The sequence below is a fragment of the Methylorubrum sp. B1-46 genome, assembly GCF_021117295.1.
GTDB lineage: Bacteria > Pseudomonadota > Alphaproteobacteria > Rhizobiales > Beijerinckiaceae > Methylobacterium.
The window spans coordinates 3,154,595-3,176,016 of record NZ_CP088247.1 but is presented as its reverse complement, the minus strand read 5'-3'; the positions used below and the strand labels follow the sequence as shown (position 1 = coordinate 3,176,016).

Annotated in this window: 18 protein-coding genes; 3 read left to right on the top strand and 15 right to left on the bottom strand. The window is 68.7% G+C overall.

Annotated elements, in window-relative coordinates:
• The first annotated feature begins 17 nt into the window (after positions 1-17).
• Positions 18-1,454, top strand: a complete 1,437-nt coding sequence (locus LPC10_RS14675; RefSeq protein ID WP_231342810.1) for a beta-1,6-N-acetylglucosaminyltransferase — start codon at positions 18-20, stop codon at positions 1,452-1,454.
• A 174-nt stretch (positions 1,455-1,628) separates the two neighbouring features.
• Here LPC10_RS14675 and LPC10_RS14670 read toward each other — a convergent pair whose 3' ends face one another.
• The 12 genes from LPC10_RS14670 to LPC10_RS14615 all read right to left on the bottom strand — a co-directional run bounded on the left by LPC10_RS14670 (position 1,629) and on the right by LPC10_RS14615 (position 15,625).
• The gene (locus LPC10_RS14670) at positions 1,629-2,504 is read right to left on the bottom strand and encodes an outer membrane protein assembly factor BamD (protein WP_231342808.1); all 876 of its coding nucleotides are present in this window, start codon (positions 2,502-2,504) and stop codon (positions 1,629-1,631) included.
• Between the two features lie 164 nt (positions 2,505-2,668).
• Positions 2,669-3,610, bottom strand: coding sequence for a UDP-3-O-acyl-N-acetylglucosamine deacetylase (lpxC, locus tag LPC10_RS14665; protein ID WP_231342807.1), 942 nt, complete (start codon positions 3,608-3,610; stop codon positions 2,669-2,671).
• Positions 3,611-3,972: 362 nt separating this feature from the next.
• Positions 3,973-5,736 (bottom strand): cell division protein FtsZ, encoded by a 1,764-nt coding sequence (gene ftsZ, locus LPC10_RS14660; protein ID WP_231342805.1) that lies wholly within the window; start codon positions 5,734-5,736, stop codon positions 3,973-3,975.
• Positions 5,737-5,941: 205 nt separating this feature from the next.
• Positions 5,942-7,264 (bottom strand): cell division protein FtsA, encoded by a 1,323-nt coding sequence (gene ftsA, locus LPC10_RS14655; RefSeq protein ID WP_231342801.1) that lies wholly within the window; start codon positions 7,262-7,264, stop codon positions 5,942-5,944.
• Positions 7,265-7,326: 62 nt separating this feature from the next.
• Entirely contained in the window at positions 7,327-8,265 is a 939-nt protein-coding gene (locus LPC10_RS14650) for a cell division protein FtsQ/DivIB (protein WP_231342799.1), read from the bottom strand.
• Positions 8,232-9,155, bottom strand: coding sequence for a D-alanine--D-alanine ligase (locus LPC10_RS14645; RefSeq protein WP_231342797.1), 924 nt, complete (start codon positions 9,153-9,155; stop codon positions 8,232-8,234). The genes LPC10_RS14650 and LPC10_RS14645 overlap by 34 nt, the downstream gene beginning before the upstream one ends.
• Positions 9,156-9,218: 63 nt before the next feature.
• Complete coding sequence (locus tag LPC10_RS14640; RefSeq protein WP_231342796.1) at positions 9,219-10,109, bottom strand: SMI1/KNR4 family protein; 891 nt, start codon at positions 10,107-10,109, stop codon at positions 9,219-9,221.
• Between the two features lie 37 nt (positions 10,110-10,146).
• Entirely contained in the window at positions 10,147-11,079 is a 933-nt protein-coding gene (gene murB, locus LPC10_RS14635) for a UDP-N-acetylmuramate dehydrogenase (RefSeq protein WP_231342794.1), read from the bottom strand.
• Complete coding sequence (locus LPC10_RS14630) at positions 11,076-11,675, bottom strand: endonuclease domain-containing protein (protein WP_231342792.1); 600 nt, start codon at positions 11,673-11,675, stop codon at positions 11,076-11,078. Before LPC10_RS14630 ends, murB begins: the two co-directional genes overlap by 4 nt.
• Positions 11,676-11,678: 3 nt before the next feature.
• On the bottom strand, positions 11,679-13,085 hold the full coding sequence (gene murC, locus LPC10_RS14625; RefSeq protein WP_231342790.1) for a UDP-N-acetylmuramate--L-alanine ligase: 1,407 nt from the start codon (positions 13,083-13,085) through the stop codon (positions 11,679-11,681).
• A gap of 151 nt (positions 13,086-13,236) precedes the next feature.
• Positions 13,237-14,346: an undecaprenyldiphospho-muramoylpentapeptide beta-N-acetylglucosaminyltransferase gene (gene murG, locus LPC10_RS14620; protein WP_231342788.1), complete on the bottom strand. Its 1,110-nt coding sequence runs from the start codon at positions 14,344-14,346 to the stop codon at positions 13,237-13,239.
• A 112-nt stretch (positions 14,347-14,458) separates the two neighbouring features.
• Entirely contained in the window at positions 14,459-15,625 is a 1,167-nt protein-coding gene (locus LPC10_RS14615) for an FtsW/RodA/SpoVE family cell cycle protein (RefSeq protein WP_231342786.1), read from the bottom strand.
• Between the two features lie 263 nt (positions 15,626-15,888).
• Between LPC10_RS14615 and guaB the strand changes: the two genes are divergently transcribed.
• Positions 15,889-17,382 (top strand): IMP dehydrogenase, encoded by a 1,494-nt coding sequence (gene guaB / locus LPC10_RS14610; RefSeq protein ID WP_183666523.1) that lies wholly within the window; start codon positions 15,889-15,891, stop codon positions 17,380-17,382.
• A gap of 601 nt (positions 17,383-17,983) precedes the next feature.
• On the opposite strand, the gene LPC10_RS14605 is transcribed toward guaB, so the two are convergent.
• Positions 17,984-18,802 carry a hypothetical protein gene (locus tag LPC10_RS14605; RefSeq protein ID WP_231342785.1) on the bottom strand — a complete coding sequence of 273 codons (819 nt, stop codon included), beginning with the start codon at positions 18,800-18,802 and terminating at the stop codon, positions 17,984-17,986.
• Between the two features lie 337 nt (positions 18,803-19,139).
• Entirely contained in the window at positions 19,140-20,045 is a 906-nt protein-coding gene (locus LPC10_RS14600; RefSeq protein ID WP_231342784.1) for a hypothetical protein, read from the bottom strand.
• A 208-nt stretch (positions 20,046-20,253) separates the two neighbouring features.
• Here LPC10_RS14600 and panE point away from each other — a divergent pair, with 208 nt between their 5' ends.
• Positions 20,254-21,192: a 2-dehydropantoate 2-reductase gene (gene panE, locus LPC10_RS14595; RefSeq protein ID WP_231342783.1), complete on the top strand. Its 939-nt coding sequence runs from the start codon at positions 20,254-20,256 to the stop codon at positions 21,190-21,192.
• 22 nt (positions 21,193-21,214) lie between these two features.
• Here the strand turns inward: panE and LPC10_RS14590 are convergent, their stop codons facing one another.
• Positions 21,215-21,391, bottom strand: coding sequence for a hypothetical protein (locus tag LPC10_RS14590; RefSeq protein ID WP_231342781.1), 177 nt, complete (start codon positions 21,389-21,391; stop codon positions 21,215-21,217).
• Positions 21,392-21,422: the final 31 nt, after the last annotated feature.

Genomic DNA, 21,422 nt, shown 5'->3' with positions numbered 1-21,422 from the left:
CGCGGCCGAGCGGGAACATGACGGCCTATTTCATCACCTGCCACCAATCGCCCGCCTTCGTTCGCGACCAATTCCGCTTCCTTTACCATCGAGATCACGTCTACCTCTATCACGTCGATGCAAAGGCGCCCGAGGCTCTTCACGACACCGTGCGGCGGCTGGCGCAGGCGTTCCCGAACGTCGAGGTTCTACCCACCCGGCACTATGCCTGGGCCAGCTACTCGCAGGTTGCGACGACCCTCGACGCGATCGCCTGGGCGCTGAAATCCGCCCCCGCATGGTCGCATTTCGTGGCGCTGAGCGAGCAGCACTGTCCGCTGCACGACCCGATCACGGTGGCGGCCGCCTTCCAGCCCAGTGTCTCCTACGTTGGCACGACACCGTTTTCCGCCATGGATGCCGGCGGCCAGGTGGACATCGCCCACCGCTTCAGCATGGACTACCGCGAGCTTCCGGGCGTCGGCAGCTTCGGCATCGCCGCGCTTGCACGCGATCCTGATTTTCTCAGCCGCCTCCACCACGGCAGCAACTGGTACGTCCTGTCGCGGGCGGCCTGCGCCTATCTGCACGATATCATGCCCGGCCTACCGGACATGGCGCGCTTCCGGCGTTGCGTCCATGCGGACGAAGATATGCTTCAGACCCTGCTGGCGCACACGGACGGCCGGGCCGGGACGATCACCTGCCGCGAGACGACCTTCGTGGCGTGGCCGCATGTCATCGGCAACGACAGCATGATCTTCCGCGAGGGAGACTTCTTCGCGGCACGCGAAGAGGGTTGGCTCTTCATTCGCAAGCGCCCGGCCGTCCTGCCGGAGCGGGTGACAGCAGCACTCGAAGCATTCGCCGCGATGACGGAAACCGGTCTGACGGACGTGGCCGGGGCTTGTCCGGAAGCCGTCCCGACGACCCTCGATGCCGACGGCATCGCACTCGCTCGGCGTGTCGCACGGGCCGTGGTGCGCCGCGGGCGAGGCGTGCGGGCGGATCTGCTCAATCTTCGCTACGGTCGACGCGATCCGCTCGTCAGTCTGACGTTCCAGACGGATCGCATCCCCGACGATGTCGAGGTCAGGGTCGTCTCGCAGAACCTGATGGATTTCCGTGTCCTGCTGCTCTCGATGGCGCCGCCGGCCATCGACTTCTCGACAAGGCACCTCCACGGGCGGCTGGCACCCCTGTTGCGCGTTCGCTCCGACGACTTCTTCTGCCGCAGGGAGATCCTCGTGCCGGAGGATCCGGCTCACGGGTTCTGGACCCTTCCCTCCGATGGAAGCATCTCCGGCCTCGTTCGCCGGATCGAACGGTATATCGCAGTGGCCGAGACCTTCGGCGGCCGGAGCGATCTGCTCGCCGATCCGGGTGTCTTCAGCATGGCGTTCCGGGAGGCGACGGCGCGCTGGCGCAGCGCGCACTGGATGCTGCGACGGTTCCTTCGCCGAACGACGGCCTGATCGAGAGCGTCCGTGACCGAGGGCCGAACGGGCAGGCCGAAACAAATCGGCGCCGATCCCGATGCGGGACCGGCGCCGCTCAAACGACGGATTGAGAGTGTCCCACGAAACTCCTGATCACCGGCCGTTCTCGTAGTGGCGAGGACAGCGCGGTGGGAGTTTTATGAGAGACCTTTACTCCGCGGCGGCGGTCCGCCCGATCACGCCGCGATAGATCTTGCTGAGCCAGGAGGACTTCTCCTCCCGCGGCTCAAGGCCGCCGGTCTGCAAGAGCTTATAGGCATCCTGATACCAGGGGCTGTCGGGGAAGTTGTGGCCCAGCACGGCCGCCGCGGTCTGCGCCTCGGCGGTGAGGCCGAGCGCCATGTAGGCCTCGACCAGACGCTCCAGCGCTTCCTCGGCGTGGCGGGTCGTCTGGTACTTGCTGACCACGTCGCGGAAGCGGTTGATCGCCGCCGGGAAGGCGCGCTTCTGGAGATAGAAGCGGCCGACCTCCATCTCCTTGCCGGCGAGCTGGTCGCGGGTGATCTGGATCTTGGCCTTGGCGTCGGCGGCGTATTCCGAGGTCGGGTACTTCTGCACCAGCTCCTGGAGGGCGACGAGGGCGCGCTCGGAGCGCTCCTGATCGCGGGTCACGTCCGGGATCTGCTTATACTGCGACATCGCCATCAGGTACTGGGCGTAGGCCGCGTCCTTGCTCGCCGGGTGGCGCTGCAGGTAGCGCTTCGACGCGTTGATGGCGTCGTCGTACTTCGCGCTCTCGTAGTTCGCGTAGGCCGTCATCAGCAGGCCTTTCCGCGACCAGTCGGAATAGGTGTACTGCTTGTCGAGCTGCTCGAACTGCTTGGCGGCGTTCTCGTAGTCCTTGTCCTCCATCTTGGCCAAGCCCTCGCTGTAGAGCTTGTCCGCCGGCGTGTCCGGAACCGCCTCGGGCTTGTACTTCTCGGCGAAGAGGTTGGTCGGATCGAGGGCATCGCAGCCGCCGAGACCGAGGCCGAGGCTGAGGAGCACGGCCGCCATCGCGCCACGGGTCGGGAAGGTCAGAGGCATCGCGGTCAAATTCCCTGTCAGGCCCGGCCGCTTCGAGGCGGCGCGCGACCTACGCGCAGGCTTTCACGGGTGGAGGCCGATTCGGGCGCCAAAACGGCAAGACGGCGGAGACCGTTAAGGGATTCCGCCGAAAACGTGGATCGAGGGCCGATGTGGCGCGGCGGTTACAGTTCCGCGGCGAAGGCGGCGATGCCAAGGCCGAACTCGGCGCGGGCCGGCTCGCGGCGAGTGCCCTGACCCTCGACGATGGCGTAGTTCGCGCGGTCGGCGAACAGGGCTTCGAGGATGCCGACATTCATGCGGTGGCCGCCGCAATACGAGCGGTAGGCGCCCTGGATCGGCAGGCCGGCCAGCGCGAGGTCGCCGACCGCGTCGAGGAACTTGTGGCGGACGAACTCGTCCGCGAAGCGCAGGCCTTCCGGGTTGACCACGGCGGTCTCGCCGACGGCGACCGTGTTGTCGAGGGAGGCGCCGAGCGCGAAGCCCGCCTTCCAGTACCGCTCCACGTCCTTCATCATGCCGAAGGTGCGGGCGGGGGCGATCTCGCGGCGGTAGGCGGCCGGGGTCAGGTCCATCGCCTTGCGCGAGCGGCCGATCACCGGGGATTCGAAGTCGATCTCCACGTCGAGGCGGAAGCCGCGGTCGATCGGGCGGAGCTCGGCGAAGGCGCGGCCGACCTCGATGCGGACCGGCTGGAGCACCTTGATCCAGCGGCGCGGCGCGCCGCAGGTGGTGAGGCCGACGCTGTCGATGGCGGTGACGAAGGGGCGGGCGCTGCCGTCGAGGATCGGCATCTCGGGGCCGTCGATCTCGATCAGCGCATTGTCGACACCCAGACCGTAGAGGGCCGACATCAGGTGTTCGATGGTGGCGACGGCGCCGGTCTCGACGTCACCGATGACGGTGCACAGCTCGGTGGCCGAGACGCATGCGAAGTGGGCCTTGATGAGCCGGTCGTTGCCGGTGGTGGTGCCCGTCCGGAGGAAGGCGATACCGTGGTTGGCTTTGGCGGGGTGGATCGTGATCTCTGCCGGGTTTCCGGAGTGGACTCCGATTCCGGTGAGGGTCACGGACGTTTTGAGCGTTGTTTGTTGGTTCGTCCGCATACCTTAGCCCTCGGCCAGGATCCTTCCCGCGCATCCCCGGTCGGGGCGCGGTGTGGGAAAGTCCGTCCGCTGCTTGAAGCCTCTGCGAGCGCTGCCGGTCGGTCGACCAAGCGCGCCTTCTGTCGTTCCGGCATGGTGTATAGCTGTGGCAAACAGGGCGGCCAAATCACGGATTCTTACGATCTGTTACAGCCACGGTTTCGCCACGATCTTTAAAAAGCATTTTGTGATCAGTGTCTTAACAAGTAGATAAACCCGGGATCTTGCGATCCCGGGTCTGTTGCTGAAACACCTCACTGACGACCGATGGGGGCAGGGTTGCCCCCATCAATCCACAGCCGAAACGCTTTTCGGTTCGCGTCTCAGTTCGCTTGGCGACGGAGGAAGGCGGGGATTTCGAGCTGGTCGTCTTCCATCATCCGCGGCGGCAGGGCGCGACCCTGCGCATCCAGGTTGCCCTGCGCGGGGCGGTATTGCGGCGCCTGGGGCGCCGGGGCCCGCAGGGCCGGCTCGATGCGCGGCGCGGCGACCGGGGCCGGCGCGGCAGAGCGGGCCGGCTGCGCGGGGGCCGGCTCGGCCTCCTCGCGGCGGCCGCCGAAGCCGACGGTGGCGAGCCGGCGCAGCAGGGTCATGCGCTTGGAGTCCTGGCTCGGCTCCGGCTGGGGCTCCTCGCCGCGGCTCTTGAGGATCTGCGCCTGGGTGTGGGGCGGCAGGTCCGAGATCTGCGGCATGCGCGGCGCACGGGCAAGCTGCGGGGCCGGCGGCACGTAGGGGCCGCTGGCGACCGGCGCCGGCTCGTGGGCCTGGACCCGGGCCGGCGGCTCGTAGGCCGGGACGGCGGCGCGGGCCGGCGCCTGCGTCAACACCACGTCGTGGTGATGCATCGCCGGGGTGGGCTCGGCGCGCATCGGCTCGGGCGCCACCGGCTCGGACAACATCGCCCGCGGCCCAGCGTTCGGGGCGAGCAGCGGCTCGGGGGCCGACATGCGGGGCGCCGGCTGATGCGCCGCCTGCTGCTGCACCGGCTGGTGCGTGGAGGCCGGGCTCAGCGCGGCGGAGGCGCGGGCGCGGGCCTCGGAGCGCAGGCGCTCGGCGACCTCGGCGATGCGCTGCTCGGTCTGGGCGATCTCCGGGTTGTTCGGAGAATCGGCCGAGATCAGCGCCGGCTCGATGCCGGTGGCGACCACCGAGACGCGGATGATGCCGTCGAGGCTCTCGTCGAAGGTGGCGCCGAGGATGATGTTGGCGTCGGAATCGACCTCTTCGCGGATGCGGGTCGCGGCCTCGTCGAGCTCGTAGAGGGTGAGGTCGGAGCCACCGGTGATCGAGATCAGCAGGCCGCGGGCGCCCTTCATCGACACGTCGTCGAGGAGCGGGTTGGCGATGGCCGCTTCCGCCGCGCGGTTGGCGCGGTTCTCGCCGGAGGCTTCACCCGTGCCCATCATCGCCTTGCCCATGCCACGCATGATCGCGCGCACGTCGGCGAAGTCGAGGTTGATCAGGCCTTCCTTGACCATCAGGTCGGTGATGCAGGCGACACCCGAGTAGAGCACCTGGTCGGCCATGGCGAAGGCGTCGGCGAAGGTGGTTTTCTCGTTGGCGACCCGAAACAGGTTCTGGTTCGGGATGACGATCAGGGTGTCGACCGCCGCCTGAAGCTCCTGGATGCCGGCCTCGGCGGTGCGCATCCGGCGCATGCCCTCGAACTGGAACGGCTTCGTCACGACGCCGACCGTGAGGATGCCCATGTCTCGCGCCGCGCGGGCGATGACAGGCGCCGCGCCGGTGCCGGTACCGCCGCCCATGCCGGCGGTGATGAAGGCCATGTGCGCGCCCGAGAGCTGATCGCGGATCTCGTCGATGACCTCCTCGGCCGCCGCCGAGCCGACTTCCGGGTGCGAGCCGGCGCCGAGGCCCTGCGTCACGCCGATGCCCATCTGGATCACCCGCTCGGCCTTCGAGGAGGTGAGCGCCTGGGCGTCGGTGTTGGCCACGACGAACTCGCAGCCGAGGAGGCCCGACTCGATCATGTTGTTGACGGCGTTGCCGCCCGCGCCGCCGACGCCGAACACGGTGATGCGGGGCTTGAGTTCCCGGATGTCCGGAGCCTGAAGAGAGATGGCCATGTGGTCTTGCCCTTCGTGACTTTCGATTGCCTGAACGACGCCTTGCAACGCCTGCCCTGTCTTGCTTGTCCCACGCTGGCCTCGCGGCGGCGCGGGGTCGTTTCTTTGGAGCCGTTGCCCGTCCCGTCAGGCCGGGAACGCCCCCAAGTCATTGTCTTGAGGCGATATCTTCACGCGAACCGGACCCGCTTCGCGCGAAATCGCTCTAGAAACTTTCCCGGATCCAGCGACCGACCCGCGAGATGTAGCCGTCCGTTCCCGTGCCGGCGAAGGCGCCCTGCCCCCGCGGCTCGAAATGCTCCGCATGCGCCACCTGCGGGTAGACCAGCAGGCCGACCGAGGCCGAGAAGGCGGGCCCCTTGGCGGCTTCGGGCAGGCCGCGGATGCCGAGCGGGCGCCCGATCCGGACCTGTCCCTGGAGGATGCGCCGGGCCGTCTCCGGCAGGCCGACGAGCTGGCTGGCGCCGCCGGTGAGCACCACCCGGCGGCCGGCCTGCGTGCCGAAGCCGGCCCCACGCAGGCGGTCGCGCACCAGTTCGAGCACCTCCTCGACCCGCGGCTTGACGATGCGCACGAGCTGCGAGCGCGGCACGTGGCCGGGGGCCTCGCCCTCGTCCTCGCCGACGCCGTGTACGGCGATCATGTCCCGCTCGTCGGAGGCCGTGGCGATGGCCGAGCCGTAGAGGGTCTTCAGCCGCTCGGCGACGGAGACGCGAGTCGAGAGACCGCGGGCGATATCCATGGTGACGTGGTGGCCGCCGACCGCGACCGCATCGCAATGGACGAGGTGACCGCCCATGAAGACGCCGACGCTGGTGGTGCCGCCGCCCATATCGACCACGGCGCAGCCGAGTTCGGCCTCGTCGTCCACCAGCGCCGAGAGGCCGGCGGCGTAGGGCGTGGCGATGACCGCATCGACGCCGAGATGGCAGTGTTCGACCGCCAGCATCAGGTTGCGCGCGGCGGCGGCTTCCGCGGTGACGACGTGGAGATCGACGCCGAGCGCGTTGCCGATCATGCCGGAGGGGTCGATCACCGCGCCTTGGCCGTCCAGCGCGTAGCCGGTCGGCAGGGCGTGCAGCACGGCCCGGCCGGGGCTGACGCCGTGGGCGCTCGCGGTCTCCAGAACGCGCTCGACATCGGCGCCGGTGACGGTGCCGGAGCGGACGTTCACCCGCGCCTCGAAATGCTGCGAGGCGATGCGCCCGCCGGAGATGTTGACGATGACCGACTGGACCTCGGCCTTGGCCATCCGCTCGGCGGCGTGGACCGCCTGACGGATCGCGCCCTCGGCCGCTTCCAGATCGACGATGGCGCCGCCCTTCAGCCCGAGCGAGCGCTGGTGGCCGATGCCGATGATGCGGGCGAGGTGCGTGCGGCCGCGTAAGGTCGACATCGCCTCGGCCGGCTGCAGCTCGGCAATGAGGCAGACGACCTTGCTGGTGCCGATGTCGAGCACCGACATCGTCGCGCTCCGGCGGGCGGAGAGCGGTTTCAGGCGCGGCGTGAGGCCGTGATGAGTCTGCATCGGACGCTACTCGGCGGATACGCGACAGGACACGGAGGAGAGTGCGGCGGGATGGAACGCGATCATGTCGCGGTCCCCTTCTTCGGCTTCTTGCGGCTCTCGGCCCGGGTGGCCGCGGCCTCCTCGGTCAGGCGCACCACGACGCGGTCGGCCATGCGCAGGTCGACCGCGATGATGTCCTTCTCCAGAATCCTGCTCTCCCGCTCGAGCCGCACCAGCCGAGCGAGCGCCTCGGCGGGGCCGGCCTCGGGCAGGCGGATATCGACGCCGTCGAGCTTGAGCGTCCAGCGACGGCCGGAGACGTAGGTGCCGGCGCGGATGCGCGAGCCGAGCGGACCGGCCGCCTCGATCAGCGCGAGATATTCCTTGAGGCGCTCGTTGGCGCCCGCCCCGACGACGAGCGGCAGGTTGACGTAGCGCTCGTCGCGCAGGTCGTCGATCACCTTGCCGTCGGCGGCGATCACCTGGATTTCGCCGTTCTGCTGCCACAGGGCGGCAGGCTCGCGCTCGACCTGGTTGATGACGATCTCATTGGGGTAGAGCTTGCGCACGGAGGCGCTGGCGATCAGCTTCTCGGCGAGCAGACGGTCGCGCACCGCATCGACGTCGAGGAACGGCACGGAGGAGCGCCAGTCGATGCCCGCGGTGCTCAGCACCTCGCGCTCGTACATCCGCGACAGGCCGGTGATGGTCACCCGCTCGACGCCGAAGCCGGCGATCCGGGCGAGGATGTCGAGCGGACGGCCGTTCTCGGCAACGAAGCTGTCGTAGCGTCCGCTCATGACGAAGCCGGTCAGCGCGACGGTGCCGGCGAGCCCGGCGACCAGCGCCGTGCCCGCGAGCCGCGGCACGCGCGCCTCGATCGGCACTGCCGGCCTGAGCCGACGCGCCGACGAGAACCGCCTGAGGATCCGGGGAAGCCGCAGCCCCGCGAGGATCCCGCCGCTGCCGGACGTGCCGGCGGCGTTCAGCGGTTGAGAGAAGCGTCCTCCACCATCCATCGGACGAGTTCACCGAAACTCAGGCCTGCGTGGGCCGCGATCTCCGGCACAAGGCTCGTCTGGGTCATCCCTGGCTGCGTGTTGACCTCCAGAACGACGAGGGCACCGGTTCCTCCCGGTGTGTCGTCGTAGCGAAGGTCGGCACGGCTGACGCCACGGCATCCCAGTGCTTGATGCGCCGTTAACGCCAACTCTTGGACACGCTGGTAAATATTTAGTTTAAGATTGGCGGGGAGGACGTGGATCGATCCCCCTCCCGCGTACTTGGCGTCGAAGTCGTACCACTCCCCCGAGACGGGCTTGATCTCGGTCACGCCGAGCGCCCGGTCGCCCAGCACCGCACAGGTCAGCTCGCGGCCGGCAACGTAAGTCTCTGCAAGCACTTCCTCGCCGTAGACCCACGCATCGGAGGCCAGGATCTGGGGCGGATGCGAGCGTTCCTCGCGCACGATGATGACCCCCATGGAGGAGCCCTCGGCGATCGGCTTCACGACATAGGGAGGGGTTAACGGGTGTGACTTCGCCGCATCATGACGGTTAACGACCCGGCCCTCCGGAACGCTGACTCCGGCCGCCCGCATGACCGTTTTGGCACGCTCCTTGTGCATCGCGAGTGCCGAGGCCAGGACGCCGGAATGGGTGTAGGGGATCTTCAGGATCTCGAGCAGGCCCTGAATCGTGCCGTCCTCACCCGCCGGGCCGTGCAGCGCGTTGAGCGCCGCGTCGGGCTTGAGCTCGGTCAGCACCGTCGCGATGTCGGGTCCGACATCGACGCGGGTGACGCGATACCCCTCCCCTTCCAGCGCCCCGGCGCAGGCATTGCCGGAGCGGAGCGAGATTTCCCGCTCGGAGGACCATCCGCCCATCAGGACGGCGACGTGCTTGGACATCGGTTTCGAGCCTTTCAGGGCTAGTTCGGCGCCTCCGGCGCCCGATCGAGCGGAAGGGACGTATCAGGCCTCGTTGCCGAGGAGCCGGCTGCCGCGCATCGCGACGCCGTCCTCGACGGTGACGCCGTGGCGCCGCAGCCCGGCGAAGAAGCGCGCGAAGTCCGGGCGGCGGAAGGTGATGCGGCCTGGGCCGCCATTCGGCGCGATCGCGTCGAACAGCACCACCGACGGTTCAGGCGATGCGTCCGTGTAGTCGAGGCAGAGCCAGAGGTCGGAGCCGTGGTTGCTGATCGGGATCATGCGGTCGATTCCGGGCAGGGCCGCGCGCCAGGATACTTCCTCGCTGCCGAAGTCGATGCCGTCGCTGACGGCGCCGAGGCTCTCAAGCCGCTCCAGGGTGGCCAGGTCCAAGCCGGGCAGCACCGTCCGCCAGACCTCGTCGGCCTCGCGGACAGCCGCATCTCCCTCGAATTCGAGGGTGGCGTCGGGGGTATCGGTGGCGAGGAAGTAGTCCGTCGCCCCGCCGTTCCGCTGCCGGTAGAGCGCCTTGAGCGTCTCCGGCAGCCTCACCCCGAGGCGGGCTTCCGCCGCGCCGATCGCCGCCTCGGCCCCGGTCGCCCAATCCCCGGCCGGCGTATCCGCTTCGAAGAAGGTGGCGACGGTCGGGCCTTCGGGGTCGATGACGAGGCGCGGCTCCGGCTGCGGGGTCGAATCCCTGAGGCTGACGAAGCGTTCGGTCAGGCGGGTATGCGCCGCCTCGCTGCGACGCCGCAGGGCAGCGTAGGTCTCCCCGGAGAGATGGGCGCCCGGCTTTGCGCCGTCCCATTGGCGGTTGAGCCGGTCCCGCAGGCGCAGGATGTCACCGCCGGTGCGCGCCGCATCGGCCCCGGCGGTGATCTCGTCGACGAGTCGGCCGAGATGCTCAGCCAGGGCTGTCGGGTCGGTCGGGGCCATGGGCGATCCTTCCTGCGGTCTCGACGCGGGCTTTCCGTCAGGCGGGCGACGCCTCGACGCCGATCCGCTTGATCTCCCAGTGCAGCTCGAAGCCCGAATGCTCGCGCACCCGGCGGCGCACCTCCTCGCCGAGCCCCTCGATGTCGGCGGCGGTGGCGCCGCCGCGGTTGATCAGGAAGTTGCAGTGCATCTCCGAGACCTGGGCCCCGCCCATGGTCATCCCGCGACAGCCGGCGGCGTCGATGAGCTGCCACGCCTTGCCGCCCTCCGGGTTCTTGAAGGTCGAGCCGCCGGTGCGCTCGCGGATCGGCTGCGCCGCCTCGCGGGCGGCGGTGACGCGCTCCATCTCCGCCTCGATCTCATCGCGATCGCCGGGGCGTCCGCGGAAGGTCGCGCTCGTGAAAATCACGTCGTCCGGTGCCGAGGAGTGGCGGTAGCGAAAGCCCATCTCGGCATGGGTGAAAACGCGGAGTTCGCCCTTCCGGTCGATGCCGCGGGCTTCCACCAGCACGTCGGTGGTCTCGCCGCCATGGGCCCCTGCATTCATCCGCAACGCGCCTCCGACCGAGCCGGGAATGCCGCGGAAGAAGGCGAGCCCGTCGAGGCTGGCTTCCGCCGCCGCTTTGGCGAGCCGCATGTCCGGCACGGCGGTGCCGGCGCGAACGGTCTCGCCATCGATCTCGATAGAGCCGAACGCCTTGCCGCCGAGCCGGATCGTCACGCCGGGTATGCCGCCGTCGCGCACGATCAGGTTCGAGCCCAGCCCGATCACCGTAACGGGTACGGACGAGTCGAGGGCGGCGAGGAACTGCGAAAGGTCCTCCGCGTCGGCCGGGCTGAACAGCACCTGCGCCGGCCCCCCGACACGGAACCACGTGAGGTCGGCCAGCGACTGGTTTTCGACCAGGCGGCCGCGAAGGTTAGGCGCGGTAGCGCGGATTGTTTCGATCAGATCGGGAAAGGCGGTCATCCAGGGTCTCCCCCTCTCCCCGCATGCGGGGAGAGGGCTTCGGCGACCTCGTCGTCGCCGAAGCGAGGCGGCAGCCGGGGGTGAGGGGGCCGATCCGGAGGAGGCTCACGCGTCGAAGCCCCCTCACCATCGCCCTGCGGGCTCGTCGCGCCGACGACCCAAGTCGGGCTTGCCCGATTTGGGCATTCCAGATCGGAACTCGGGTAAACCCGAGGTCCGAGGTCGTCGCGACCCTCTCCCCGCGTGCGGGGAGAGGGAGGAAGCGCGGCAAGGATTGTGTCTAATACGCCGATGACGTTGTTCGAAACCTCCGCGTTCCAAAAACGGAGAATGCGGTAGCCACGCTCGACCAGCCACGCATCTCTCTCGGCGTCATAGGCGCTGTCCGCATGCTGAGAGCCGTCGAGCTCGACGATCAGCCTCGCCTCGCGGCAGCAGAAATCCGCCACATACAGGCCGATGCTCTCCTGCCGGACGAACTTGAACCCGGCGAGACGACGGTCGCGGAGACGAAACCGCAGCCGGCGGTCGGTCTCGGACTGGTCGTGCCGCAGCCGTTTTCGAAACTGACTCCGCTCGTCGTCCGCGGAGCGCACGCCTCACCCCTGCAATGCCGCCAATTCCCCCGGCAACGCGTAGGCCCATTGGGTGATCGTGCCGGCGCCCAGACACACCACGTAATCGTTCGGGCCTGCGCGCCCGGCAACCAGCCGGGCAAGATCCTCCGGCCGGTCCAGCGCGACCGCGTCGCGGTGGCCGCGGGCCTTCAGGCCACTGATCAGTGAGTCGCGGTCGATGCCCTCGATAGGCGCCTCGCCCGCCGCGTAGACGGGTGCGACGATCACCGTGTCGGCATCGTTGAAGCAGGTGCAGAAATCCTCGAACAGCGATTGCAGCCGGGTATAGCGGTGCGGCTGCACCACCGCGATCACGTTGCCGTCGGTGGAGGAACGGGCCGCGCGCAGCACGGCGGCGATCTCCACCGGGTGGTGGCCGTAATCGTCGAAGATCGCCGCGCCGTTCCACTCACCCGTGCGGGTGAAGCGGCGCTTGACCCCGCCGAAGCCGGCCAGCGCCTTGCGGATCGCCTCTTCGGACACGCCGAGTTCGTGAGCCACAGCGAGAGCGGCGGTGGCATTGAGGGCGTTGTGGCGGCCGGGCATCGGCAGGACGAGATCCTGCATCTCCAGGCGGAAGCCGGGCCGGCGGTCGCGGATCATCACCCGGAAGCGGCTCTGGCCGCCCTTCAGGTCGATGTCGAGCAGGCGCACGTCGGCCTGCGGATTCTCGCCGTAGGTGATGATCCGCCGATCCTCGATATGCCCGACCAGATCCTGCACGATCGGATGGTCGATGCACATGACCGCGAAGCCGTAGAACGGGATGTTGTCGATGAAGCGCCGGAAGGCGTCCTTGATCGCGTCGAACGAGCCGAAATGGTCGAGATGCTCGGGGTCGATGTTGGTGACGATGGCGACATCCGCCGGCAGCTTGAGGAAGGTGCCGTCGGATTCGTCGGCCTCCACCACCATCCAGTCGCCGCCGCCCATGCGGGCATTGGTGCCGTAGGCGTTGATGATGCCGCCATTGATGACGGTGGGGTCGAGGTTGCCGGCGTCGAGGAGCGTCGCGACGAGCGAGGTCGTCGTGGTCTTGCCGTGGGTGCCGGCCACCGCCACGCAGGACTTGAAGCGCATCAGCTCGGCCAGCATCTCGGCCCGGCGCACCACCGGCAAACGGCGCTCGCGGGCCTCGACCAGTTCCGGATTGTCGCGGCGGATCGCAGTCGAGACCACCACGAGGGCGGCATTCTCGACGTTCTCGGCACGGTGGCCGACGAAGGTGCGGATGCCGTTCTCAGAGAGCCGCCGGACGTTGGCGTTGTCGTTCGCGTCCGAGCCCTGCACGGTGTAGCCGAGATTGGCCATCACTTCGGCGATGCCGGACATGCCGATGCCGCCGATGCCGATGAAATGGATGGGGCCGAGCTTTTCGGGCAGCTTCATATCGAAAACCTTTTGAGTCCGGGGCGCTGACGAACCCAGGCTGTCTCGTTCCGGACTTCGACGATCCTGCATCGTCGAAGTCCGCCCCCGCGACTGCGGGGCGGCGGTCGTCCGCCGGACGCGGCAAGCCTTTTCGGGCTTGCCGCAGATTTCACGTTGCGGCCGCAGTCTCGACGACGAGGGCAGCGAGGCGGTCGGCCGCATCGAGGATTCGCGCGGTTTTGGCGGCCGCGGCGGCCTGGGTCAATTTCCGCGGCGCCTCGAACAGGTCGACCAGCTCGGCGGCGAGCCGGTCGGGGGTGAAGGCGCTCTGCGGAATCGAGAGCGCGGCACCGATCTGCGCCAGCGTCGCGGCGTTGGCCGCCTGATCCTGATCCAGCGCGCCGGGCAGCGGCACGAGGATGGCGGGCCGCCCGATGGCAGCGAGTTCCGAGACTGTCGAGGCGCCCGAGCGCGCCACCACGAGATGAGCGGCGGCCATGCGACCGGGCAGATCCTTGAAGAACGGCGCCGCCTCGATCCCGCCGAGCCCCATGGCGAGGTAGCGGTTCTGCGTCGCCGTCAGATCCTCCGGACGGGCCTGCTGCACGAGGTGGAGCCGGGCGCGCAGGTCTTCCGGCAGCCGCTCGATGGCCGCCGGCACGACCTCGCTCATCACGCGGGCGCCCTGGCTGCCGCCGAAGACGAGAAGGCGCAGAGGCAAATCCGCGTCGAGGGCCGGATAGGGCGTCTCGGAGACGGCCAAGACCGCCGGGCGGATCGGGTTGCCGGTATGGACCCGCCGCGCCGTCGCCTTCTCGGGGACGCCGCGCACCTCCTTGAAGCCGGTGGCGATGACGCGCGCGCCCTTGGCCAGGAAGCCGTTGGCCCGGCCCATCACCGCGTTCTGCTCGTGCAGGATGGTGGGCACCCGCAGCAACTGCGCCGCCAGCATCGGCGGCACGGTCGGATAGCCGCCGAAGCCGACGACGGCGGCCGGGTTCAGCCGCCGCACGGCCCGGGCCGCCTGCCCGAAGCCGCGCCCGAGTGTCAGAACGGCGCCGGCCCGGCGCAGGGCCGAGCGGCCCGACGGCGTGGCCGAGGCGATGGTGACGATCTCTTCCGCCGGAAAATCGCCCGCGATCGAATCGACGCGGGCATCGGTGGCGAGCGCGACGCGGATGCCGCGCTCCTTCAGAGCGTAGGCGAGGCTCTGGGCCGGGAACAGGTGGCCGCCGGTTCCACCCGCGCAGACGAGGACCAGGGGTGTGAAGACGGTCATGATGGCTGTCCTCGATGCCGACGCTTCAAGGACGGTCCGCCGCACGGGCGGCGCGCCTTCGCGCTCGCGGGCGGCACTCGGCAGGAGGATGTCATGGTCGCTGCCGCCGGGGTCACTGCATCAATCCCGGAACGGCCGAAGGCGTCGTGCCGGGCGGGCGCTGGTTGATCGTCGTGGTGCGCGGGCGCTTGCGGGTGAGCGCCACGAGGAAGCCCATGCCGAGCGCCAGCGAGATCAGCGACGAGCCGCCGTAGGAGACGAACGGCAGGGTCATGCCCTTGGCCGGCATGAGCTGCGTGTTCACCGCCATGTTGATGCAGGCCTGGAGGCCGAAGAGCGTGGTCAGACCGGTGATGGCGAGCCTCGTGAAGGTGTCGTCGGTGCGGCGCGCGAGCTTCAGCCCGCGGATGACGATGTAGGCGAAGAGCGCCACGAGGCCCAGGCAGACCAGCACGCCGAATTCCTCGCCCGTCACCGAGAAGATGAAGTCGGTATGCGCGTCGGGCAGATGGCGCTTGGCCACGCCCTCGCCCGGCCCGGTGCCGAACCAGCCGCCCGAGTTGAACGATTCCCGCGACCAGACCTCCTGGAAGCTATCGCCGGATTCCGGGTCCATGAAGCGGTTGATGCGCTCGCGCACGTGGTGGAGGAAGGTGTAGGCGGTGAACACGCCGACCATGCCCGCCAATCCGAGGCCCGCCACCCAGAACCAGTGCAGGCCGGCGACGAAGAACAGGGTGCACCACACCATCGTGATCAGCATGGTCTGCCCGAAATCGGGCTGCAGGATCAGCGGCACGATGGTCAGCGGCAGGAGCAGGAACGCCAGGGTGACGCCGGGCATGTCGCGGCGGTTGGCGCCTTCCGAGAAGGCCCAGGCCGTGACGATCACGAAGGCGGGCTTCACGAATTCCGACGGCTGAAGGCCGAAGGAGCCGATCTGGATCCAGCGGTGCGCGCCCTTGATCTCGGGGCCGAACTTGCCGGCGAGCACGCAGAGCATGACGCCGACCAGCCACGTCACCAGCGCGAAGCGCCGGATGTGGCGCACCGAGAGGAACGAGACGGCGATGATGAGCAGAATCGTCGGGGCGAGGTACATCGCCTGACGGTTCAGGAAGTAGAAGGTCGGCAGGCCGATGCGCTCGGCCACCGGCGGGCCGCCGCCCATCAGGAAGACGAGGCCGGCCACCATCAGGCAGCCGAGGCCCGCAAGCAGGCCGCGATCGACCGTCCACCACCAATCGGCCAGGGGACTGCGTTCGGCGCGCGACATCATGGCGAGGGCTCGTCTCCAGCCGGCCGGTCCCGCAACAGGACGCGGGCGGTCCGCCGTGATCGTGGAACGTAAGGGTTAATGGGGGGTTGCCGCGACGGATCAGAACGGCGCGCAGACGCTCCGATCGCCCAACAGCCATGCACCGCAATCGGTCGCGGCGGCTTTGCGTGCGTCGCGCGCCATGATACTGGCCCCTGCCAACCCGATCTCGCTGGCCGGACGCTTCCGGCCCGGCGCAACACCCGTCTCCGGAGTTGGTTTCCATGGCCCGTATCAGCGCTGACACGATCATCGAGGGCCTCACCTTCGACGACGTGCTGCTGCGCCCCGCCGCCTCCTCGGTCATGCCGACCGAGGTCGACGTCGCGACTCGCCTCACCCGCACGATCCGGCTCAACCTGCCGATCATCGCCTCGGCGATGGACACGGTGACCGAGGCGCCGATGGCGATCGCCATGGCGCAGAACGGCGGACTGGGCGTCATCCACCGCAACCTCGAGCCGGCCGAGCAGGCCGAGCAGGTCCGCCTCGTCAAGAAGTACGAGTCGGGCATGGTGCTCAACCCGATCACGATCCATCCCGACGAGACGCTCGCCGACGCCTTCGAGGTGATGAAGAAGAACCGGATCTCCGGCATCCCGGTGGTCGAGCGCGGGCCCAACGGTTCGCGCGGAAAACTCGTCGGCATCCTCACGAACCGCGACGTACGCTTCGCCACCAATATCGGCCAGCCGGTCGCCGAGCTGATGACCCGCGACCGGCTCATCACCGTGCGCGAGGGCGTGACCCAGGACGAGGCCAAGCGGCTGCTGCACCAGTTCCGCATCGAGAAGCTGCTCGTCGTCGACGACCACTACCGCTGCATCGGCCTCATCACAGTCAAGGACATCGAGAAGCAGGTTGCCTATCCCAGCGCCGTCAAGGACGAGCAGGGCCGGCTGCGGGTCGCCGCTGCCACGACGACGGGAGATTCCGGCTTCGAGCGGGCCGAGCGCCTGATCGATGCGGGCTGCGACGTGATCGTGGTCGACACCGCCCACGGCCATTCGCGCAAGGTCCTCGACAGCGTCGCGCGGGTGAAGCAACTCTCCAACGCCGTGCAGATCATCGCCGGCAACGTCGCGACGGCCGAGGGTGCCCGCGCCCTGATCGATGCCGGCGCCGATGCGATCAAGGTCGGTATCGGACCGGGCTCGATCTGCACCACCCGCATCGTCGCGGGCGTCGGCGTGCCTCAGCTCACGGCGCTGATGGAGGCGGTGGAGGCGGCGCAGGGCGCCGATGTCCCGGTGATCGCCGACGGCGGCATCAAGTTCTCCGGTGACCTCGCCAAGGCGATCGCCGCGGGCGCTTCCGTCGCCATGCTGGGCTCGCTGCTCGCAGGCACCGACGAGGCGCCGGGCGAGGTGTTCCTCTACCAGGGCCGCTCCTACAAGAGCTACCGCGGCATGGGCTCGGTGGGCGCCATGGCCCGCGGCTCGGCGGATCGCTACTTCCAGGCTGAGGTCAGCGACACCCACAAGCTCGTGCCGGAAGGCATCGAGGGGCAGGTGCCCTACAAGGGCCCGGTCGCGGCGGTGCTGCACCAACTCGCCGGCGGCCTGCGGGCGGCGATGGGCTATGTCGGCGCGGCCACCGTTCCGGACTTCCAGGAGCGGGCCCAGTTCGTGCGCATCACCAATGCGGGCCTGCGCGAGAGCCACGTCCACGACGTGACGATCACCCGCGAGAGCCCGAACTATCCGAGCCGGGCCTGACGAGACCGCCTGAGCATCGTCCGGGATCTTGAATTCCGGACGATGCTCTCGCGTGGTGTTTTTGCGTCGCTTTCTTTGAAAGCCGGGCCCCACCATTCGGGACGATGCTCTCGGACGGGGCCGTGCGGAATCCGCCTCAGAGCCAGATCATGCTGATGAGCAGGATCACGCATTCCAGTAGGATCATCATGCAGAGCGTGGCGGCGATGGCCCGATCCCGTGCCGTGGCCGGGGGCGGTGAGAGAGTGTGCCGCATCGTCAGCCTCCGCGAGCCGACAAGCGTAAGCGAACGCCAAGCTTTAAAAATTATTGAAGATTAATTGGGTGATAGAAAGTCTCTTCCGAAATTAAAAAAATCTCCGCATCCCTGATGTGGCTGCGGAGAGCAAGTCTTGGGAGGAATACGCCCGACGGAGATCAATTGCCGCCGCTCCGGGACGAGGCGGAAATTTCGCCGGTCGCCAAAGAAGATTTCCTTGGCAGATGCTTTTTCGCAATGACATGAATCAAGTGGCGCCAGGTTCTTCGCCCGCCGCGCGCTCGCCTCGTGTTTTGCGTCATCCTTTCCCGGAATTCGATCGTCACCTCTCGAGGTGACGCTCTATGGCTTCGCGACCGGGGGGCCCGGTGCGGCCTCTGCCTGCCGGTCGATCACGTTTGCGAACTCGTCCGGGCTGAGGGTGATGAAACGGCGCAAGGCCTCCTGAAACTCCGCCTCCCTGTCGGCGGTGGGGCAGGCAAAGCCACGCGACTTCGTCACCTGCGCGCGCATCGCCGCCTCAAAGGGGGCCATCTCGGGCCGGAGCGCGGCCATCCTGGCTTCGACCGCTTCACGCTGCGCATCGGTTGCGGCCACGTTGCAAGTCCGTAGCACGCCCTGAAGGGCGAGCCCCACCGTGTAGGTCGCCATCCGTGCCTTCGGCGGCAGCGGAGGCTCCACCGCCACCGTGGGCTGGCTTGCCGCTCCGGTCGCGCACAGCCGCAGGGCGGCGACGGCGGCCGCGAGATCGGGGATGGCCACGGCCATATCGCCTTCGGCGAAGCGAAGCGCCAGCGCCCGCGCGCTCAGCAGATCCGGCACGATCGTTTCCGGCAGCGGCGTGCGCAGGATCTGGCCGTCGCCGGTCCAGATCAGCGTCGTCCCGGCCGGCTTGCCATTGAGGAGCATCGGTACGGCGAAACGCTCGCCTGCCGGGAAATCCCAGTTCCTGTCCGCGACCGCCAGGCTGAGACCACCGCGATCGAGGGAGACGATCACCAGCCGCCTGATCTCGCCCTGGGCGTCCCGCTCGGTGCGGGTCATCCGGCAGGCAGGTGCGTCGGATGGGCCGGGACGGCGCTCGATCGCCCAATCGCCGACGGGCGCGAACGATGCGCGGTCCGCGGCGGTCAACGGGCCGCCGAGGAGCGTCGCCAGCATCGCTGCCGTGACGAGTGAGAGGCGCACGCGACATCTCCGCGGGGACGACCGGCCCGAGCCGCCCGCGGAACGCGGGACAGCTCGCCGGCCGACGAAGCCTAGCCGCAGGCCGCCATCGCAGCCAGCCTCGAAGAGCGCATCCCGCACAGGGTTTTGCGGGGTAGCGGAGAGCGGTGAAGTCTGCTCTCGCCAGACGGTTCGACCGTCTTGCCTTATGGACCTGGCGGCGTCCAAGCGCTCGCACAGCAATCCTGCATCGGCAGGATAAGGCAAAGCATGCGCCGTCCCGCTGGCCGATCCCGAAAGCCGGTGGCCCGCCTTCGGGAGGATCACCTGTTCAAAGCTTCGAATCGGGCGCCGCTTTCGCCGCATTGTCGGCCGCGGGTGGCTTCTCGAGAACCGCGACGAAATCTTCCGGACTCAGCTCGATCATCTTGCGCAGGACCTCCTGGAAGTCGGCCTGCTTGTCCGCTGGGGGGCAGGTTTCGCCGTTGCGCTTCAGTTCGCTTCGAAGCTGCGCTTCCAGCGGTGCCATCTCGGGCTGAAGCGCGGCCATTTTGGCATCGACGGCGGCGCGCTGCTTCCCCGTCGAGCTTACGTCGCATTCCTTCAGCACCCGCTGCACCGACAGCCCGACGACGTAGGCTGCGATCCGCTGCTGAGACGGCGCGGGCGGCTGAGCCGGCGCGGCCTGAAGCGCAGCGGTTCCGGGTTGGCCCGGCTGAGGGACGATTGCCGTGGCCGGCGTGGCATCGCAGCGTCGCAGCGATTCGTAGCCGGCCGCGAAATTCGGGATCCGGAAATCCGCGTCGCTGTCCTCGAAGCGCAGGATCACCGTCTTGGCCGCGAGCAGGTCGGGCACGACGCTGTCGGGCAGTTGCGTGCGCAGGGTCTTCCCGTCCCCGATCCAGGTCGTCTTCACCTTGATCGGCTTCTTATCGAGGAAGAGCGGCACCTTGATCGGCTCTTCCTTGTCGAAGTTCCAGCCCTGATAGACCAGCACCAGCGCGGCCGACGAACCCCGCAGGGCGAACACCACCGCATTGGCGGCGTTGTTGTCGTCCTGGTCCTCGTAGGCATGGGTCATCAGGCAAGGATTGGCGCTGGTATCGCCGATGGTGCGCTCGACCTCCCAACCCTTCACCACTTCGAACGGCTGGCGTTCGCCGGCCGAGGCGGCAGGCGCGCCGAGAACGGGAAGCAGTCCCGCGGCCAGAGCAACGAGGATCGAGAGGGTACGCATGGCGAAATCCGCGGAAGCCAGAAATCGCCGGTGCGGAATGCAGAGGTCGTCTGGTGGAACCAAGCTTAGCCGTAGCCCGGTCGCGACTCCAGATCTGTTGGAGTGAAGGGCCGCGCGATCACGAAAACAGGTGACCGGATCGCAAATCCGGCGGGGTGCGGGAGACGGGACTTCGCGATATGTGAGGACGCAACCAAAGGGGAGAACGATGCGGATTCTCGTGGTCGGGGCCGGCGCGACCGGCGGCTATTTCGGGGCGCGGCTGGCGGAAGCCGGGCGGGACGTGACCTTCCTCGTGCGTCCGGCGCGTGCCGAGCGGCTCGCCGCGGACGGCCTGCGGGTTCTCAGCCCGGTGGGTGACCTGCACATCGCGCGCCCGCAGACGGTGACGGCCGACCGACTCGGCGGCGCCGGCCCGTTCGACCTCGTGCTCCTCTCCGCGAAGGCCTACGACCTCGACGCGGCGGTGGCGGATGTCGCGCCCGCCGTCGGACCCGGCACGGCGGTGCTGCCGATCCTCAACGGCCTGCGCCATCTCGACGTGCTGGATCGGGCCTACGGCGCGGAGCGAGTGTTGGGCGGGAGCTGCGGCATCGTCGCGACGCTGACGCGCGACGGTGCGATCCGCCAGATGACGGACCTGCACAGTCTCACCTACGGCGAACGCGACGGCAGCCGCTCCGAGCGGCTCGGGCGGATCGAGGCGCAGATGGAGGGCGTGCGCTTCCAGCCGCGTTCCAGCGACAAGATCCTGCTGGAGATGTGGGAGAAATGGGGTTTCCTCGCGACGCTCGCGGGCGCGACGACGTCGATGCGCTCGGCGCTTGGCGACATCGTCGCGGCACCCGGCGGCCGGGCCTACATCGAGGCGCTGCACGACGAGTGTCAGGCGGTGGCCGGCGCCAACGGAAACGCCGCGCGCGAGAAGGTGTTTGCCGGCGCCCGCAAGATGCTGACGGCGGAGGGCTCGGCCATGACCGCCTCAATGCTGCGCGACATCGAGGGGGGCGCCCGCATCGAGGCTGATCATATCATCGGCGACCTGATCGAGCGCGGACGGGCCAAGGGCGTCGAGACGCCGGTGCTCGACAGGGTGCTGACGCACCTCAAGGCCTACGAGCATCGGCGCGCCCGCGAGGCGGCCTGAGCCGCCCCGCTTTTGCCTCGGCTCAGTAGCGGCCGCGCCCGATCGGCGGCGGGTTGCCGTATTCGAGCTGCGTCTTGGCGTCGGGCCGGGGCGCGGGCGGGGGCACCGGATCGAGGGCGGGCGCGGCCGGAGCGGTAGAGCAGGCGGCGAGTGTGAGCGCCAGCAGGCCGGCGCAGATGACGGGCTTCAGGGACGGCATCCGAGGGTCCTTTCCTCACATGTCCTTGACG

Excerpts from the sequence above, each read along its gene's own strand:
- LPC10_RS14600 (WP_231342784.1), bottom strand. The coding sequence starts at position 20,045 with ATGCGTACCCTCTCGATCCTCGTTGCTCTGGCCGCGGGACTGCTTCCC.
- murB (WP_231342794.1), bottom strand. The coding sequence starts at position 11,079 with ATGACCGCCTTTCCCGATCTGATCGAAACAATCCGCGCTACCGCGCCT.
- lpxC (WP_231342807.1), bottom strand. The coding sequence starts at position 3,610 with ATGCGGACGAACCAACAAACAACGCTCAAAACGTCCGTGACCCTCACC.
- LPC10_RS14670 (WP_231342808.1), bottom strand. The coding sequence starts at position 2,504 with ATGCCTCTGACCTTCCCGACCCGTGGCGCGATGGCGGCCGTGCTCCTC.
- LPC10_RS14605 (WP_231342785.1), bottom strand. The coding sequence starts at position 18,802 with ATGCTGGCGACGCTCCTCGGCGGCCCGTTGACCGCCGCGGACCGCGCA.
- panE (WP_231342783.1), top strand. The coding sequence starts at position 20,254 with ATGCGGATTCTCGTGGTCGGGGCCGGCGCGACCGGCGGCTATTTCGGG.
- ftsZ (WP_231342805.1), bottom strand. The coding sequence starts at position 5,736 with ATGGCCATCTCTCTTCAGGCTCCGGACATCCGGGAACTCAAGCCCCGC.
- LPC10_RS14650 (WP_231342799.1), bottom strand. The coding sequence starts at position 8,265 with ATGGATGGTGGAGGACGCTTCTCTCAACCGCTGAACGCCGCCGGCACG.
- LPC10_RS14675 (WP_231342810.1), top strand. The coding sequence starts at position 18 with ATGACGGCCTATTTCATCACCTGCCACCAATCGCCCGCCTTCGTTCGC.
- LPC10_RS14615 (WP_231342786.1), bottom strand. The coding sequence starts at position 15,625 with ATGATGTCGCGCGCCGAACGCAGTCCCCTGGCCGATTGGTGGTGGACG.
- LPC10_RS14640 (WP_231342796.1), bottom strand. The coding sequence starts at position 10,109 with ATGGCCCCGACCGACCCGACAGCCCTGGCTGAGCATCTCGGCCGACTC.
- murC (WP_231342790.1), bottom strand. The coding sequence starts at position 13,085 with ATGAAGCTGCCCGAAAAGCTCGGCCCCATCCATTTCATCGGCATCGGC.
- ftsA (WP_231342801.1), bottom strand. The coding sequence starts at position 7,264 with ATGCAGACTCATCACGGCCTCACGCCGCGCCTGAAACCGCTCTCCGCC.
- LPC10_RS14645 (WP_231342797.1), bottom strand. The coding sequence starts at position 9,155 with ATGTCCAAGCACGTCGCCGTCCTGATGGGCGGATGGTCCTCCGAGCGG.
- guaB (WP_183666523.1), top strand. The coding sequence starts at position 15,889 with ATGGCCCGTATCAGCGCTGACACGATCATCGAGGGCCTCACCTTCGAC.
- LPC10_RS14590 (WP_231342781.1), bottom strand. The coding sequence starts at position 21,391 with ATGCCGTCCCTGAAGCCCGTCATCTGCGCCGGCCTGCTGGCGCTCACA.
- murG (WP_231342788.1), bottom strand. The coding sequence starts at position 14,346 with ATGACCGTCTTCACACCCCTGGTCCTCGTCTGCGCGGGTGGAACCGGC.